Here is a 14212-nt window from a genome sequence, read left to right as displayed (position 1 = left end):
AGAACGAACACCGCTGCCGGGAGGGCCGTGCCCGCATTTCAGCATTCAAATTGACTCACAACATGAAAACTCAAGACCTCATTCAGCTTGGCGTGCCTCAAGGGGCGGCGCTCAGGTCCGGCATGGAATTCGTCGCAAACTTCATGACGCAGGGCGGAGATTTCGTGCGCCTGGAGGAAGAACTTGGCGCCATCATCTCCAAGCCGGAATCATTCCTCGGCGATCCTATGCGGGAGGCCTTCGCTCGTGATCTCTATGCGCCCGCCTACAAGCAGCGCGATCAAATTGCTCCCTGGCATCAATGGGGCGTCGGACTCGATGCCAGTGCGGTGCAGCAGCTGGCGAACGCCTGTGGGCTGCCCGTCGCCGTGGCGGGTGCGCTCATGCCGGATGCTCATTCAGGTTACGGCCTGCCGATTGGTGGCGTGCTGGCGACGGAGGACTGTGTGATTCCTTACGCCGTCGGGGTGGACATTGCGTGCCGCATGCGCCTCACGGTCTATGACCGCAAGGCCGGCACCATTGCGGGGCAGAAAGGCCGCCTGGCAAACATCATCGAAAGTGAAACGCGCTTTGGCATGGGCTGTGAGTTCAAGCAGCGCCGTCAGCACGATGTGATGGACGAAGACTGGAACGTGTCTCCGATCACCCGTCGTCATAAAGACAAGGCGTGGGCGCAGCTTGGCACCAGCGGCTCAGGAAACCACTTTGTGGAGTTTGGCGCATTCAGCGTCTCGGCAGATGACGCCGTCGCGTTGAAGGAGTCGGGCTTCGACATCAGGCCGGGCGAGTACATCGCGCTGCTTTCCCACAGCGGTTCACGCGGTGTGGGGGCGCAGGTGTGTCAGCACTACAGCCGCATCGCCATGGAGCGACGCTATGATTTACCGAACGAGATGCAGCACCTAGCGTGGCTCACCTTTGAGGAAGAGGCCGGTCAGGAATACTGGGCGGCCATGAACCTCATGGGGCGCTACGCGGAGGCGAATCATGCGCTCATTCACAAGCACATCGCGAAGAAGGTGGGTGCTCATGTCATGCTCGACATCGAGAACCACCACAACTTCGCCTGGAAGGAGACGCATGTGGTGAACGGCGAATCCCGTGAAGTCATCGTGCACCGCAAAGGTGCCACACCTGCGGGCGCAGGAGTGCTGGGCGTGATCCCGGGCTCGATGGCGACGCCGGGCTTTGTGGTGCGTGGCAAGGGGAAACCCGAGTCACTCAACAGCGCTTCTCACGGTGCAGGCCGTGTGATGAGCCGCAGCCAGGCGCTGCAGAGCTTTGCCTGGGGAAATGTGAAGAGACAGCTCGCCGCCGCAGGTGTCGAACTGCTCAGCGCCGGTCTTGATGAAGTCCCGGGTGTTTACAAGGACATCCACAGCGTCATGGCCGCGCAGACAGATCTTGTCGAGGTGCTCGGCAAGTTTGAGCCGCGCATCGTCAAGATGTGTCCGGCTGGAGAGAAAGCAGAAGATTAACAAATGAAGTTCAAGAAAGGCATGAAAGACCTCCTCACCAAATCCACCGTCCTGGTGCTCAACCGCAACTGGCAGGCCATCGCCGTGAAAACGCCGCTGGAGGCCTTCAGCATGATCGCCACCGGCGCGGCGACAGCGCTCGACATCGAAGCGGATGGAAACATCCGCCCGGTGACATGGAAGGAATGGCTGGGCCTCCCGGTGCGTGAAGGCGACAACACCATCGGCACCGTGAATGGTCCGGTGCGCGTGCCTTCAGTGCTGGTGCTTGCCCGCTATGACAGAGTGCCGAAGAAGCGGCCCAAGTTCGGCGTGCGCGGCATCTGGGAACGCGATGGCGGCCTGTGCCAGTACACCGGTCGCAAGCTGCGCCCGCACGAAGGGAACATCGACCACGTGGTGCCGCTGTCCCGTGGCGGGCCCACCTCCTGGGAAAACTGCGTGCTGGCGGACAAACGGGTCAACAGCCGCAAAGGCAGCAAATTGCCTGAAGAGGCAGGACTGAAGCTGCTGCGAAAACCAGCCGTGCCCCGAGAGCTGCCCGTGACCCACCTGATCCGCAACACGCATCAGGTGCGGGACTGGGAGATGTTTCTGGCCAAATGACCTGTGCCGCCGGGGCAACCCGGCGGCATTTGGGCAGTTTTGAGGCGGAGAAACGATCTTGGCACTTGGCAAACGGCCAAGACTCGCCAGCATAGGAGTCCAACATCAAGGAGCGAGCACCTCGAGTGCGAGTTCCTTCGTGCCGAAATTCCAACTTAGGAGCTGTGCATGAATGAAACGTTGACCAAAACGACCGTACTGGTGCTGAATCGGCACTGGCAGGCCATCGACTCTAAAACGCCCATTGAGTCCTTCAGCATGATGGCGGCGGGCAATGCGACCGCGCTCGATATCCAAGCTGCGGGTGATATGCGACCTGTGACCTGGGAGGACTGGCTGAAGCTGGAAGTGCGTGAAGGCGACAACAGCATCGGCACCGTGCATGGGCCTGTTCGAGTCCCCTCCGTGCTGGTGCTGGCCCGCTTTGACAAAGTGCCCAAGCGCCGCCCCAAATTTTGTGCCAAGGCGATCTGGGAGCGCGACGGCGGCATGTGCCAGTACACCGGCCGCAAGCTGCGACCGCATGAGGGCAACATCGACCACATCGTTCCCGTCTCCCGTGGTGGGGCGAGCAACTGGGAAAACTGTGTGCTGGCAGACCGCCGCGTGAACAGCCGCAAGGGAAACAAACTGCCGGAGGAGGCGGGGCTGAAACTCCTGCGCCGTCCGACGGTGCCACGCGAGATCCCGGTGACGCATCTGATCAAGAACCACCACCGAGTGCGTGACTGGGAGATGTTTCTCGCGGGCGGGACCGGCGTGTTTGAGGTGTAAGGGCTGAACAGACAAAAGGGCAGGAGAGCTTTGTGAGCGACTCCTGCCCTTGACGAATTTTTTAGTGGTAAAGCTCTAGCTCAGCTTGGCGCCCACCTTCTTCAGCATTGCTTCCAGCATGCGGCCATATTTGATGTAGCTGTCGTACTGTTCCTTGGCCTTCTGCTCAGGGGAGAGATCATCCGCAGCACCTGCGCCGTGGAAGACGACGGCGACGTGCGGCTCGATGCTGATGTAGCCATTGTAGCCGGTTTCGACGAGGTCCTTCATGATGCGCTCGGTCTGGCCTTCGCCTTCGCCGGGGAAGGTGTAGACGGCGTCGTTCTTGGTTTTGTCCCAGATGCCATCTTTGACGTGGACGTGAGCCATGAAGGGCTTGATGGCCTGATACATCTCCCAGGCGTCCTGCTTGTGGCCGGGCTTGTCGCGGTCGTCGATGAAGACGGGGTTGCCGGTGTCAAAGACCCACTTCATGCCGGGAACGGCCTCGGCCATGCGCTTCACGTAGGTGGGGCTCATGCCACCCCAGTTCATGCAGTTTTCATGCACGACGGTGAGACCGGCATCGGCGAAGCGCTTGTTCACTTCGTTCATGCGCTTGATGCGCTCGGGGGCAAACTGCTCTTCCAGATCCTTGCCGGACTCGTCTTTGCAGACGGCGTAGCTCATGACGCGGATCAGCTTGGCACCGAGGCGCTGCATGCGCGGGATGGCGCGGCTGATCTCAGCCTCGGTGATGCTGAAGTCGTCGGTGATTTTCTTGGCCCAGTTGCCAATGAGGGAGCCGAAGCCGCTGACCTTCATGTTTTTCTCTTCAAGGCGTGCCACGACCTTTTCGAAGGTGGCCTCGGGAATCTCATGCAGGTTGCCCTTCACTCCGTCGAATTCGACGATGCGTGACTCGATGCTGTCCCAGCCGAGTTCCTGGTGGGCCTGGATTTGCACATCCAAAGATGCGCCTGCTTCGTCTGCGATGCCGGTGAGTTTGATCATGGTCGGGGGGATGGGGATACGGGTGGGTAGGATTGATGGATGCAGAGGGCAGGATCGCAAGGTTTGGCTTTGACAAAACGCACCATCACAGAGGATCTCAGGCGAGCAGGGTGTATGCACTCTGCCACTGCACCGCCGCAGTTTGCGCGGCACTGAGCGCAGACTCCTGCATTTTCAGGCGGGCAGACTCCCAGTAAAACACGGGGGCGAATGAGCCGAACACGAGTCGCTCCAGAGGCCAAGTTTTGAGCAGGTTTTCCACGCCGCCCACGCCTTCGATCATCGCAAAATCGATCCACACATTCGGGCATTCTTGCAAATGGCGGAGCAGCATGGCGGCATTGGCATTGAGCAGCATGATGCGTGATTCCTTCATCTCCTTCAGGATGCCTGAGAGCGGCTTGAGATCGACCGGTGCCACACGCACCTGCGGGTTCTGGGTGCGTTCATCCTCCATCTGGACCACCAGTTGCACCAGCAAACGGTGCTTTGCCGCGAGGGGAAGCAATTGGCGAAAGGCAGGTGCTTGCAAATCGTAGCCGTGGTAGTTCGGATGCAGGCGGATCACTCGCATGCCGTGCTCTTCAGCGCAGCGTTTGACGTCATCCTGCCAGTCTGGCAGCGAGAGATTGATGGTGCCGCAGGGACGAAGAATGGAGTTTTGGCAGGAGTGGGCGAGCTCGCGGTTCACGTTCGCCACATCTCGCCGCAGCAGGCCTTCAAAGGCTCCTGCCCAGGCTTCGGTGACTCCGCGCCGAGTTAGGCGCTGAATGAATTCCTGTGGATGTTCTGCTTCGAGCTGACGAAACGGATAAGAGCCCAGATAGACATGGCAGTCAGTGAGTTTCGTTTCTTCCACTGCGCGCAGGGATGTGGCTGCGAGCATGGCGCTGGAGGTCAGCATGAAATTCCGGCGATTCATGCCGGTAGTTTGAACGATTCAGGGGCTGTGAAAAGCATTTCCTCCTGCCTTGCGCTGTTTTGATGTGTGCGTAGCCTTGCCGCCTATTCCGATGAACTGGTACTACAACAACGCAGGCGCAGCCGAGGGTCCAATGGATGACCAGGCGATGACCGAGCTGGTCCGTGCCAAAAAGCTGGCTTCGGATTCTCTCATCTGGCATGCGGGACTGGAAGCATGGCAGACGGTGGCCGTGCTGGCACCTGCCTGGTGGGAGGCATCGTTGCCTACCCCGGCGGGCCGACCTGCACCTGTGGCTGCCAAGAAGCCTGCTGAAGAAAAATCGGACGCAGGAGGCCGCCGACTGGCCGGGCCGAACGCCCCGAACAAAGAAGCCGCCGAGACCAAATCAGGCGGTGGTTTTTTGCGGCGACTCTTTGGCTTCGGCAAAAAGAAGGACTGATGGTCACGCTTTGATGCCCTTGGCCTGCAGGATGGGCTGCATAAGGCCGCGCAGATTGTCGCAGAAGATCTTTTGTTTGTCGGCGTCGCTGATCTGCGCGCCGTGGACTTTTGCCAGCTGGCTGGCAAAGCTGCGCCCGCCGCAGTCGCTGCCGTAGATGACGCGTGCGGCACCGAGCTCACGCACCGCCATCTCCGTGAAACCTGCCGTGGGATCTGAGCCGGCGAGATCGGCATAGAGGTTGGTTTGGGCGCGAATGGCGCGAATGCCCAGTTCCCAGGTGCCGCCGGTGTGGCCGCAGATGATGGGCACATCGGGAAAACGTTTTGCCAGCGCGACGAGTTCGTCTGGTGTCGATTCACCAGGATAGTTGGCGGTGGTTTTAAACCAGGTGTGCTGGAAAATGACGGCTTTCAGTTCAGCGGCGCGGCGGATGATCGAATCGATGGCGGCTACGTTGCATCTTTCCGCGACCCAAAGTTTCACGCCCACCATCGGGCCATTGGCCACGCAGCGTTCCAGTTCGGCGAGGCTTTGTTCAGGATGCTTGGCGCTGAGGTACACAAACCCAAAGGCGCGATCCGGGAATTTGGCGATGGCGCGCAACACCTCACTGTTCTGTTGCACCAGATCGGCAGGCGAGGGATCCTGCGACCATTTCAATCCCATGTAAACGCACAGCCGCTCGATGCCCATGCGGTCGGCATAGACGAGCAGCGCCTTGAGGCGTTCCTCCGGCGTGAGCCCGGGGACGCCGGACATGTGGCAGTGCAGATCCCAAATACGCATGGGGAAGAATGAAGCGGAAGCACATCGCCACGGCAATGTTTTCTTTGCGGGCTCGCTGAGGCGCTTCATTTTGAACTCATGCCCACCACCAAGCCCACTGATGTCCGAGTCACCGCCGCCGAAGTTTTCTTTCTGCCTGTCACGATGCGTGTGCCGCTGAAGTTTGGCCCTGAGACGGTGACCAACGCCGTCTGTCTGCGGGCACGTGTGACGGTGGCCGACCGCAGCGGCAAAACGGCGCAGGGCTGGGGTGAAACACCGCTGAGCGTGTCATGGGTCTGGCCCAGCAACCTGAGCGTGGCGGTGCGTGCGCAGCGCATGCAGGATTTTTCCACGCTGCTGGCCAAGCGGCTGCTGGAGAGCGGCTTCACCGGTCATCCGATGGAGATTGGCCAGGATTTCATGCACGGTCCGCTGGCGGCGACGTTGAAGGAGGCCAATGCGGCTGCCGGAGGGGATGAAATGCCGTATCTCGGTTCGCTGGTGGCTTTCAGCGCCTTCGACATCGCTGTGCATGATGCGTATGGCGTGCTGCACAACCGTGACATCTACTCAACCTACAACGCAGAGTTCATGAGCCGGGATTTGTCTGCGTTCATCACGCCGGAAGAAGGCAGTGGCATTGACTTCAAGGGACGGTACCCGCAGGACTACCTGGTCATGGATGCGCCGAAGCAACTGCCGGTGTGGCATCTCGTGGGAGGTGTGGACGCGCTGGAGGCCGCGGATTTGAACGGCACGGAGCCGAAAGACGAACATCCGCTGCTGCTGGCGGACTGGATCAAACGCGACGGTTTGAAATGCCTCAAAGTGAAGCTGCGTGGTACGGATGCGGCCTGGGATTTTGAGCGCATGCAGCGCATCGGCCGCATTGGTTTCGCCGGTGGGGTCAAGTGGCTCAGCGCGGACTTCAACTGCACCGTCAAGGAGCCTGGGTATGTGAATGACATCCTCGACCGACTGCTGCGTGATGAGCCGGAGATTTTTGCCCGTACCTTGTATGTGGAGCAGCCGTTTCCGTATGACCTTGAGGCGCATCAAATCGACGTGCGCAGCGTCTCAGCGCGCAAGCCGTTGTTCCTCGACGAAAGCGCGCATGACTGGGAGTTCGTCCGTCTGGGGCGTCGCCTCGGCTGGTCCGGCGTGGCCCTGAAGACCTGCAAAACGCAGACTGGTGCCTTGCTGAGCCTGTGCTGGGCCAAGGCGCATGGCATGCCGCTCATGGTGCAGGATCTGACGAATCCGATGCTGGCGATGATTCCGCACGTGCGCCTGGCCGCCCATGCGGGAACGATCCAGGGGGTGGAGTGCAATGCGATGCAGTTCTACCCCGATGCTTCACTGCCTGAGCAGGAGATTCACCCCGGCCTGTTCCAGCGCCGCAATGGCATCGTGGACCTGAGTACGCTCAGCGGCCCGGGATTTGGCTATCGTGCGGATGAGGTGAAGCGTGTGCTTATGGCAGCTCCTCAATCGTGATCGTGTAGCGGTGCGGGCTGTCGGCGTTGCCGAAGATGATTTTGTTTTCGCCGGTCTTCAGCAGGCTGGTGATGCAGCCGGCATCGACGCTGACGTGTTCGCCATTCACCCAGGAGCCGAGCTTGCTGCCGCGATCACGTAGGACGAAATGACCGTGCTCGAAGTCGATCTCACAATGATTGCGAGAGAGCTGATGCGGAGGCGCGTCAGCGATGGAGAGATCGTTCCGGGCCAGCGACGAAACCGCAGTGTCGAAGTACGAGCGGCCGATCCGGAAGGGAAGCTTGACGATCGTTTTTTCCACCGGCGGATGGTCGAAGCCGGTTTGATCGTAGTGGGAACGAAGCTTGACCCGGAAGACGGGTTCTTTCGCCGGTTTGGGTTTGGCGACCAGCGGCACCGTGGCATTGGTGGTGGTGGTCAGCAGCAGATCGGTCCTGCGGATGCGCTCGAACAGTGTGGCAAGGTAAACATGCAGACGGTCAGAGCGTTGGATGATCTGCTGTTCAAACTCGTCTTCGGCGATGGTCTCAACCGTGGTGTTTTCCAGCGCGGTGGCGGTGGCGGAACGCGGGCGGTCCATGATCATGCCCATCTCTCCGAAGATTTCACCCGGGCCGATCTGGGCGAGGGATTGGATTCCGTGAGCGGTGTTAATGGAGATTTCGACCAAGCCGCTGACGATGAAGTAGGCCTCCTTGGATTTGTCGTTCTCACGAAAAATGACCTGACCTCGTTGAAAATGCTCGGTTGCCATAAGTGCGGAGGATATGGGGTGGCCCTGCAAGGTCAAGCCTCAGGTCGGATAGTTTAGAGGCGGGTGATCACCGCGTTACGGATGCGTGACTGCGTGGCATAGCTGGCGAATCCGAAGGGAAGGCATTTTTCAATGTCACCGCTTCGCAGGCCGAGCTTGTGGCCTTTGGTGCGGGTATTGACGAAGAGCTTGTCGTTGATCCAGGCCCGAATTTCATCATCGCGCACCTCAATGCGCACCTTGTGCCAGCGGTTGTTTTCAAAGTAGCCATTGCCGTGGGTGCTGTTCTCGCTGGCGTCCATGTCATCGATACTGGAGATGCCGACGAGCGTGCCTCCCCAGCCGCCGACGACGAGCGAGACATACGAGTCATTCACTGGAAAGGTCATGGTTCCGAAGAAGTCATTCCCCTCCACACGCATGGCCTCGTATTCGATGGAATAGCGTATCAGAGGCAGTTTGGCGGACATCCACGCACCAAAACGTACGCCGGTCATTGGCTGGCCGGGCTGCAATGTGATCTCGCCGTCGTGGATCAAGACTTTGCCTTCTTCTGGCATCCCCGAGGCTTTCCAGGCGGGTGCAAATTCGTCGGAAAGCAGCTTCCATTCAATGCGCGGCGCGGGTCCGCAATGGTTGAGCACAAAAAAGAGGCAGAGCCATGCGGCCCTGCCTCCGAGAGATAGGATGAAACGGTGCATCAGCCTTTCACATCGTAGCAGGAGATGAACTCCTGGTCACGCAGATAAAGCTTGCCGTTGCTGATGACGGGGTGCGTCCAAATCTTGCCCTTGGGATTGCGCTGTGAGGAGGTGGCCTCGAGCTTGAAGCTGCTGACTTCCTGCCAGCCCTTTTTGGATGCCTCGACCAAGGCGACCGTGCCGTCGTTTTCACTGAGGCAGTAGAGCTTGCCGTCCGCGCTGGTCACCGCGCCTTTGCCGATGCCTTTGTCCTGCCAGACAATGTCACCGGTTTTGAAATCCTGGCAGGTCCAGCCGCCTTTGTCGGAGTGGCCGTAGAGCAGGCCATCGATCAGAATCACGCCGCCATGGTGATTGACCATGTTGGTGTTGGCATACAATTCGGTGACGTTGCCGCCATCAATTTTGACCGACTTGCAACCGACGCCGTAACCAGCGGCCACATACACCTGGCCGTCATTGTAGATGGGGGTTGGAATCACCGCAGTTTTGCCGGGGAATTCGGTCTTCCACAGCACCTTGCCCGCTTTGGAGATGCCAAGGATGCTGTTCATGAGCAGTTGCACGTACTCGCGTTCACCACCCTGGGTGATGGGAATGACGGAGGAATATTGGGCGTTTTCCGTCACGTCGCTGGTCTGCCATGCGACTTTGCCGGTTTTGGCATCCAGAGCAGCGACCGCGCCTTGGGCTCCGCCAGGAGTCACGATGACGAGATCGCCATCCACGAGCGGGGACTCGGTATAGCCCCATCCCTGAATTTTGCCGCCGAGGTCTTTGGTCATGCTTTTCGTCCACTGCGCTTTTCCGGTGGCCGCATCAGCGCAGAGGATTTCACCCGTGCCGCTGGTGGCGTAGACCATGCCGTTGGCGATGGTGGGGGTGGCTCGGGGTCCATCTCCCCAGCCGTTTTTCAAAATGGGGCCGACTGCAGTTTCCCACAGCTTCTTGCCGGTGGCGGTGTCGATGCAGATGAGCTTTTCCTCGGCATCGTACAAGCCCATGGTGTACAGTTTGCCGCCGACGACGGCGAAACCGGAATAGCCGAGTCCGGCTTCCTCGTTCACCCACAGCCGCTTCGGACCACCTGCGGGCCACTTTTTGAGCAGACCTGTTTCCTTTGAGACATCGTCACGGCCCGGTCCGCGCCACTGCGGCCAGTCCCCTGGAGCGCCGCCAGTGCTGCCGGAGGCCCCGCCACCGAGGAGCGCCTGATCTGCCTTGCTGAGAGAGGCTACGGCCAGAGTGAGCAATGTGCCGTTCTCACGCTTCAGGGTGACTTTGCCTCCGGCGACACTGACGAGTTCGGCTTTGATTTCGTGGGCACCTGAGGCGTCCTTCCAGATGCGGATTTCAGCGCTGGCCCCGAGGGTCAGGCAAAGTAAGAACAGAGCGGTGGTGGTGATCTTCATGGATGGGTGTGAATGAGAACGGCTAGCTTCAAACGGGCGATGAGCCCCGGCTTTTAGCACAGACTGCCACTTTCGCCGCATTCTATCTGACAGCGGCTTTTCATCCGCCCATGTCTTTGAGCAGGGACTCGGCGGCAGTTCGGGCGGGCTGATCTTTGAAACGGGCTTCACCGAGTGTCTCGCGCAGCAGCTTGCGTGCGGCATCGGCTTTTTCACTGCGGCGGAGCATTTCAGCACGGTACAATCTCAAACGCAGCATCCCGGCGGCATCCTGGGTGGTGGATTCGGCGTGTTCGAGCAGGTCGATGGACTGAGGCAGCTTGGACTGCAGGGCGGAGAGCAGGGCGGTGAGTTCGAGAAGGCGTGGGCTATGACGTTTCGCAGCGAGTTCCGTGAGCGCGGTCTTGATATGCCCATCAGGCTCGCCAGCCAAGCGCAGTGCCATGCCTTGATAAAGCGCGTAGTCGCGGTCCGATCCTTCGCCGAGCTTGGCTCCGATGCCTTTGCCAAAGGGGCGGTACAAAGGATCTCCCAAGACGACGTTCATCCAGGACAGTGCCGGCGTGGCATTCCAAGCGGCCTCGCCGACCGTGAAGCCTTCGAGGAGGCGCTTGTTGAAGATGTCGAAGTGCAGCGTGAGCGCGAGGTAGGGTTCGAACACATTGCCAAAGGCGACAGCGGCTCCGTGCGAGAGCAGCGGCCCGGCCCAGGCCCTGTCATGTGAGCGGATGACGCTGGCGCTGAACGAGTGCAGATGGCAGGCGATGGCACCCCTTTTGAAACGAAAAGCGGGTGAGGCCAGCGCGCCGACGATGTGATCGGTGTACCAGCCGAAGTAGAAAATGGTGTCAGGCAGCGGCCAGCCATCACGCAGCACCTCAGCGGAGCGTTCGATGAACACGGGAATACCGGCGCGGCGATAAGATTCGACGCTGTTCTTGAGCCAGTCCTCCCCTTCCTGGTAGGCGCCATTTTTCTGAGCGAGATCTATGACGGCGCGACCAAGCAGCCCGTTTTGCTCGGCATAGATCGCGTCATCGATCATGCGTTTCACGGTGGGGGCATCGGGTCCGTCGAGCCGGCCGACGATCAGGAGTCCAAGTGAGTTTCGAGCATGGGGGAAACGCGTCTGCTGGTCGAAGTAGGGATTGCGGAGGCCGCCTTTGACGGGCGGCTTGTTGAGTCCGAGCACGGCAAGTTCGGAGTCGACGCTTGCTTCGTCCTCCTCCGATTGTTTGGGCTTTTGCGCCGAACGGCGGATTTGAAAAGGGATGCCACGCATGAGCACCAGCACTCGCACCCTGCTGGGTGGGGGGATGGTGAAGGAGATGCCATCTCCGGTGAGTGCTTTGCCTGGTGCGGGAGGTACTGTGTTCCACCAGTGCCTGGATTCAAAGAGCTGCAGCAAGGGGCCGCGCAACTGGGATTCAAACTCACCACGTGAGACGGAGTCCTGCTGCGAACAGCGCAGCCCGATGACGCGCTCCTTGGGGATGTGGCGCTGTTCGGCGTAGTAGGAGGCCAGTTCCGCAGAGCCGGGGAAATCTGGATTGAAAATGACAGCGGTTTCAGCAGCGGCATCCCATTCGGCAGTGAGCTGAGCGCGCGCGGAAAGTGTGAGCAGCAGGAGGATGCAAAAATGACTGATAAATGCTCGCGCAGGGGCTGTGCTGCGTGTCTTTTGATTCAGGATTGGAATCCCAGGCGTCATTTCAAGTCCACTCCAGCTTAAGGCCATCGTAGGCGATGTTAACCCCGGGAGGAAGCCTAGGGGCTTCCACCGAGTGCATGATCTCACACTGGATGTGGGTGAACCAGGTCTGGCGCGGCAGGAGTTCGCGCTGCACGGCCAGGCTTTCTTCAAAGCTCATGTGCGTGGGGTGTGGCGTGTGGCGAAGGGCGTCGATGATGAGCGTATCGACCCCTTTCAGCAATTCAAGCGTATGGGGCAGCAGTGTTTTGCAGTCCGGGATGTAGGCGCAGGTTTTCTTGCCGCCGCGTGAGAAGAGGTAGCCGATGGTGTCCACCTTGCCGTGCTGCACGGGCAGGGGGGTGACGGTGGTTTCGCCCAGATGAAACGGGCCGTGAATCGGTTTCGGGAACGGCTTTAAATAGCCGCGGTACCGGTTCTCTCCATTGAAGGCGTAGATGAACATGCGTTCCAACACCGCAAGGCACTCTGGCGTGCCGTAGATCGGAAGGAAATGATCTGCCTCGGTGGTGAATCGCCGCAGGTCATCGAAGCCGGTGAGGTGGTCCATGTGCGGATGCGTGAAGATCGCGGCATCCAGGCTGCGGATGTTTTCACGCAGGCACTGCATGCGGAAGTCCGGCCCGGTATCCACCACCCATGCGGCCTCCGGTGTGTGAATGTAAACAGAACTGCGCAGCCGCTTGTCCTTCGGATCAGTGCTTCTGCAGACCGCACAGTCACAGCCAATCACCGGAATGCCGACGGAAGTGCCGGTGCCGAGGAATGTGAGTTGCATGGACATGGGGTTTATTCGACCTCCTGCACCGGACGATCCACCGAGCCTTTGTTCCAGCGGCCATCGAGGGTGAAGGAAAGATGCGGAGTGTAGAGCTGGGGTTCGAGGAGGAAGGAGTCGTGGCCTTTGTCTGAGTGCACGGTGATGTGCATGTTGGAGACCTCGGCTTTTTCGAGATGGCTGACGAGTTCCGCCTGCTCCTCGGGGTAGAAACAGAAGTCACTGTCGATGCTGAAGACGAGGTAGTGCTGCCCGGCGGCGGCGCTGCGGGCAAAAAGCTCTTCATAAGTCCTCACCCCCGCATCTCCGAGAGGATCGTAGCGCAGCCACATATCTGCGATGCGCAGGTAGGTGTTGGCATCAAAGCGCTTTACGAATTTTTTGCCCTGATGGAGCATGTAGCTCTCGACGTTGTGCTGGACGCGATACCACGAAAGCGTGTCGCCGCCGTGCTTCACATCCTTCCGCGCACGGCGCTCGATGGCATCGAGATGCACAAAGGTCTTGTGGCTGATCATGCGTGCGAGCGCGAGACCGTACTCGGGCGCCTTGTCGTCATAAAAATCGCCGCCTTGAAAATGGGGGTCGTTCTCGATGGCGAGCACCTGCTCGAACAGGGTGAGGCGTGTGAGGACCGTGGTACGGCAGCCGCTGGCGATGGGGACGACGAGTTTGACACGCTCCGGATGCAAGGTGGCGAGATTGATCGCGAGGAGTCCACCGACGGAAGCGCCCATGACTGCGTGGAGCGTTTTGATCCCGAGGCCATCGAGCAGGGCGAGCTGGGATTTGACGACATCACTGGTGCGCACCTCAGGAAAGGTGCTGCCGTAGGGTTTGCCGGTGGAGGGATTGATCGAAGCCGGCCCGCTGCTGCCGTAGCAGCCGCCGAGGTAGTTCGCGCAAATGATGAAGTAGCGCTTGGTGTCGAGCGCCTTGTCAGGGCCGATGAACAGATCCCACCAGCCATTGTGGCAGTCCTCCGTCCAGCGCTCATCCGTGTTTGGCACTTCGGTGGTGACGCCTGCCGCGTGCTGGCTGCCGGAAAGGGCGTGAAACAGGAGAATGGCGTTTGATTTGGAGGCATTGAGCTTGCCGTAGGTTTCGTAGGCGACCGTGATTTCGGGCAACTCGGCACCGGAGGCGAACATGAAGGGTTCCTGGGCGGTACCGGTGTGGAAAAACTTGGTTTCTTCTGTTTTGACGGCCTTTGACATGAGGCGCGGAAGAAAACAGGGTTTTGGGGATGCGGCAAGGCGGATTGCTTGCTGCTGGTTGTTGGATGCCCGATTGCCGGATGGTTGGAACAATGGTTGAGTGGTGCCCACCTTGAATCTGCCTTAAATCGGTCGTTAATTGTCGGCAAA

Annotated in this window: 14 protein-coding genes; 5 read left to right on the top strand and 9 right to left on the bottom strand. The window is 59.7% G+C overall.

Translation table 11 applies throughout. The features are described 5' to 3' along the window. Positions 1 to 62 precede the first annotated feature (62 nt). The 3 genes from ACILSL_RS05550 (at position 63) to ACILSL_RS05540 (ending at position 2861) form a co-directional block, all read left to right on the top strand. Positions 63 to 1481, top strand: a complete 1419-nt coding sequence (locus ACILSL_RS05550) for an RtcB family protein (protein ID WP_395731012.1) — start codon at positions 63 to 65, stop codon at positions 1479 to 1481. A gap of 3 nt (positions 1482 to 1484) precedes the next feature. Then, positions 1485 to 2087 carry an HNH endonuclease gene (locus ACILSL_RS05545; RefSeq protein WP_395731011.1) on the top strand — a complete coding sequence of 201 codons (603 nt, stop codon included), beginning with the start codon at positions 1485 to 1487 and terminating at the stop codon, positions 2085 to 2087. 168 nt (positions 2088 to 2255) lie between these two features. Continuing rightward, positions 2256 to 2861, top strand: a complete 606-nt coding sequence (locus ACILSL_RS05540; protein ID WP_395731010.1) for an HNH endonuclease — start codon at positions 2256 to 2258, stop codon at positions 2859 to 2861. 75 nt (positions 2862 to 2936) lie between these two features. Here the strand turns inward: ACILSL_RS05540 and ACILSL_RS05535 are convergent, their stop codons facing one another. Both ACILSL_RS05535 and ACILSL_RS05530 read right to left on the bottom strand, forming a co-directional pair. Beyond that, complete coding sequence (locus tag ACILSL_RS05535; protein ID WP_395731009.1) at positions 2937 to 3854, bottom strand: sugar phosphate isomerase/epimerase family protein; 918 nt, start codon at positions 3852 to 3854, stop codon at positions 2937 to 2939. A gap of 97 nt (positions 3855 to 3951) precedes the next feature. After that, complete coding sequence (locus ACILSL_RS05530; RefSeq protein ID WP_395731008.1) at positions 3952 to 4776, bottom strand: amidohydrolase family protein; 825 nt, start codon at positions 4774 to 4776, stop codon at positions 3952 to 3954. A 76-nt stretch (positions 4777 to 4852) separates the two neighbouring features. Between ACILSL_RS05530 and ACILSL_RS05525 the strand changes: the two genes are divergently transcribed. Further along, the gene (locus tag ACILSL_RS05525; RefSeq protein ID WP_395731007.1) at positions 4853 to 5218 is read left to right on the top strand and encodes a DUF4339 domain-containing protein; all 366 of its coding nucleotides are present in this window, start codon (positions 4853 to 4855) and stop codon (positions 5216 to 5218) included. A gap of 3 nt (positions 5219 to 5221) precedes the next feature. Here ACILSL_RS05525 and ACILSL_RS05520 read toward each other — a convergent pair whose 3' ends face one another. Beyond that, positions 5222 to 6007 (bottom strand): amidohydrolase family protein, encoded by a 786-nt coding sequence (locus tag ACILSL_RS05520; RefSeq protein WP_395731006.1) that lies wholly within the window; start codon positions 6005 to 6007, stop codon positions 5222 to 5224. Between the two features lie 78 nt (positions 6008 to 6085). On the opposite strand from ACILSL_RS05520, the gene ACILSL_RS05515 reads away from it, so the two are divergent. Next, complete coding sequence (locus ACILSL_RS05515; protein WP_395731005.1) at positions 6086 to 7486, top strand: enolase C-terminal domain-like protein; 1401 nt, start codon at positions 6086 to 6088, stop codon at positions 7484 to 7486. On the opposite strand, the gene ACILSL_RS05510 is transcribed toward ACILSL_RS05515, so the two are convergent. The 6 genes from ACILSL_RS05510 to ACILSL_RS05485 all read right to left on the bottom strand — a co-directional run bounded on the left by ACILSL_RS05510 (position 7464) and on the right by ACILSL_RS05485 (position 14062). Next, positions 7464 to 8243: a cyclic nucleotide-binding domain-containing protein gene (locus ACILSL_RS05510; protein ID WP_395731004.1), complete on the bottom strand. Its 780-nt coding sequence runs from the start codon at positions 8241 to 8243 to the stop codon at positions 7464 to 7466. The two genes, ACILSL_RS05515 and ACILSL_RS05510, sit on opposite strands and share 23 nt — an antisense overlap. 53 nt (positions 8244 to 8296) lie before the next feature. Then, positions 8297 to 8944, bottom strand: coding sequence for a family 16 glycoside hydrolase (locus ACILSL_RS05505; RefSeq protein WP_395731003.1), 648 nt, complete (start codon positions 8942 to 8944; stop codon positions 8297 to 8299). Then, a complete protein-coding gene (locus ACILSL_RS05500) occupies positions 8944 to 10356 on the bottom strand; it encodes a PQQ-binding-like beta-propeller repeat protein (RefSeq protein ID WP_395731002.1) in 1413 nt (470 codons plus the stop codon). Before ACILSL_RS05500 ends, ACILSL_RS05505 begins: the two co-directional genes overlap by 1 nt. A gap of 100 nt (positions 10357 to 10456) precedes the next feature. Beyond that, the gene (locus tag ACILSL_RS05495) at positions 10457 to 12067 is read right to left on the bottom strand and encodes a TIGR03790 family protein (protein WP_395731001.1); all 1611 of its coding nucleotides are present in this window, start codon (positions 12065 to 12067) and stop codon (positions 10457 to 10459) included. Between the two features lies 1 nt (position 12068). Beyond that, positions 12069 to 12845, bottom strand: a complete 777-nt coding sequence (locus tag ACILSL_RS05490; RefSeq protein WP_395731000.1) for an MBL fold metallo-hydrolase — start codon at positions 12843 to 12845, stop codon at positions 12069 to 12071. An 11-nt stretch (positions 12846 to 12856) separates the two neighbouring features. Beyond that, on the bottom strand, positions 12857 to 14062 hold the full coding sequence (locus ACILSL_RS05485) for a homoserine O-acetyltransferase (RefSeq protein WP_395730999.1): 1206 nt from the start codon (positions 14060 to 14062) through the stop codon (positions 12857 to 12859). Positions 14063 to 14212 lie beyond the last annotated feature (150 nt).

This window comes from Prosthecobacter sp., from assembly GCF_044222345.1.
GTDB lineage: Bacteria > Verrucomicrobiota > Verrucomicrobiia > Verrucomicrobiales > Verrucomicrobiaceae > Prosthecobacter.
The sequence above is the reverse complement of the archived record's forward strand: the minus strand, read 5'-3'. Positions and strand labels throughout refer to the sequence as shown.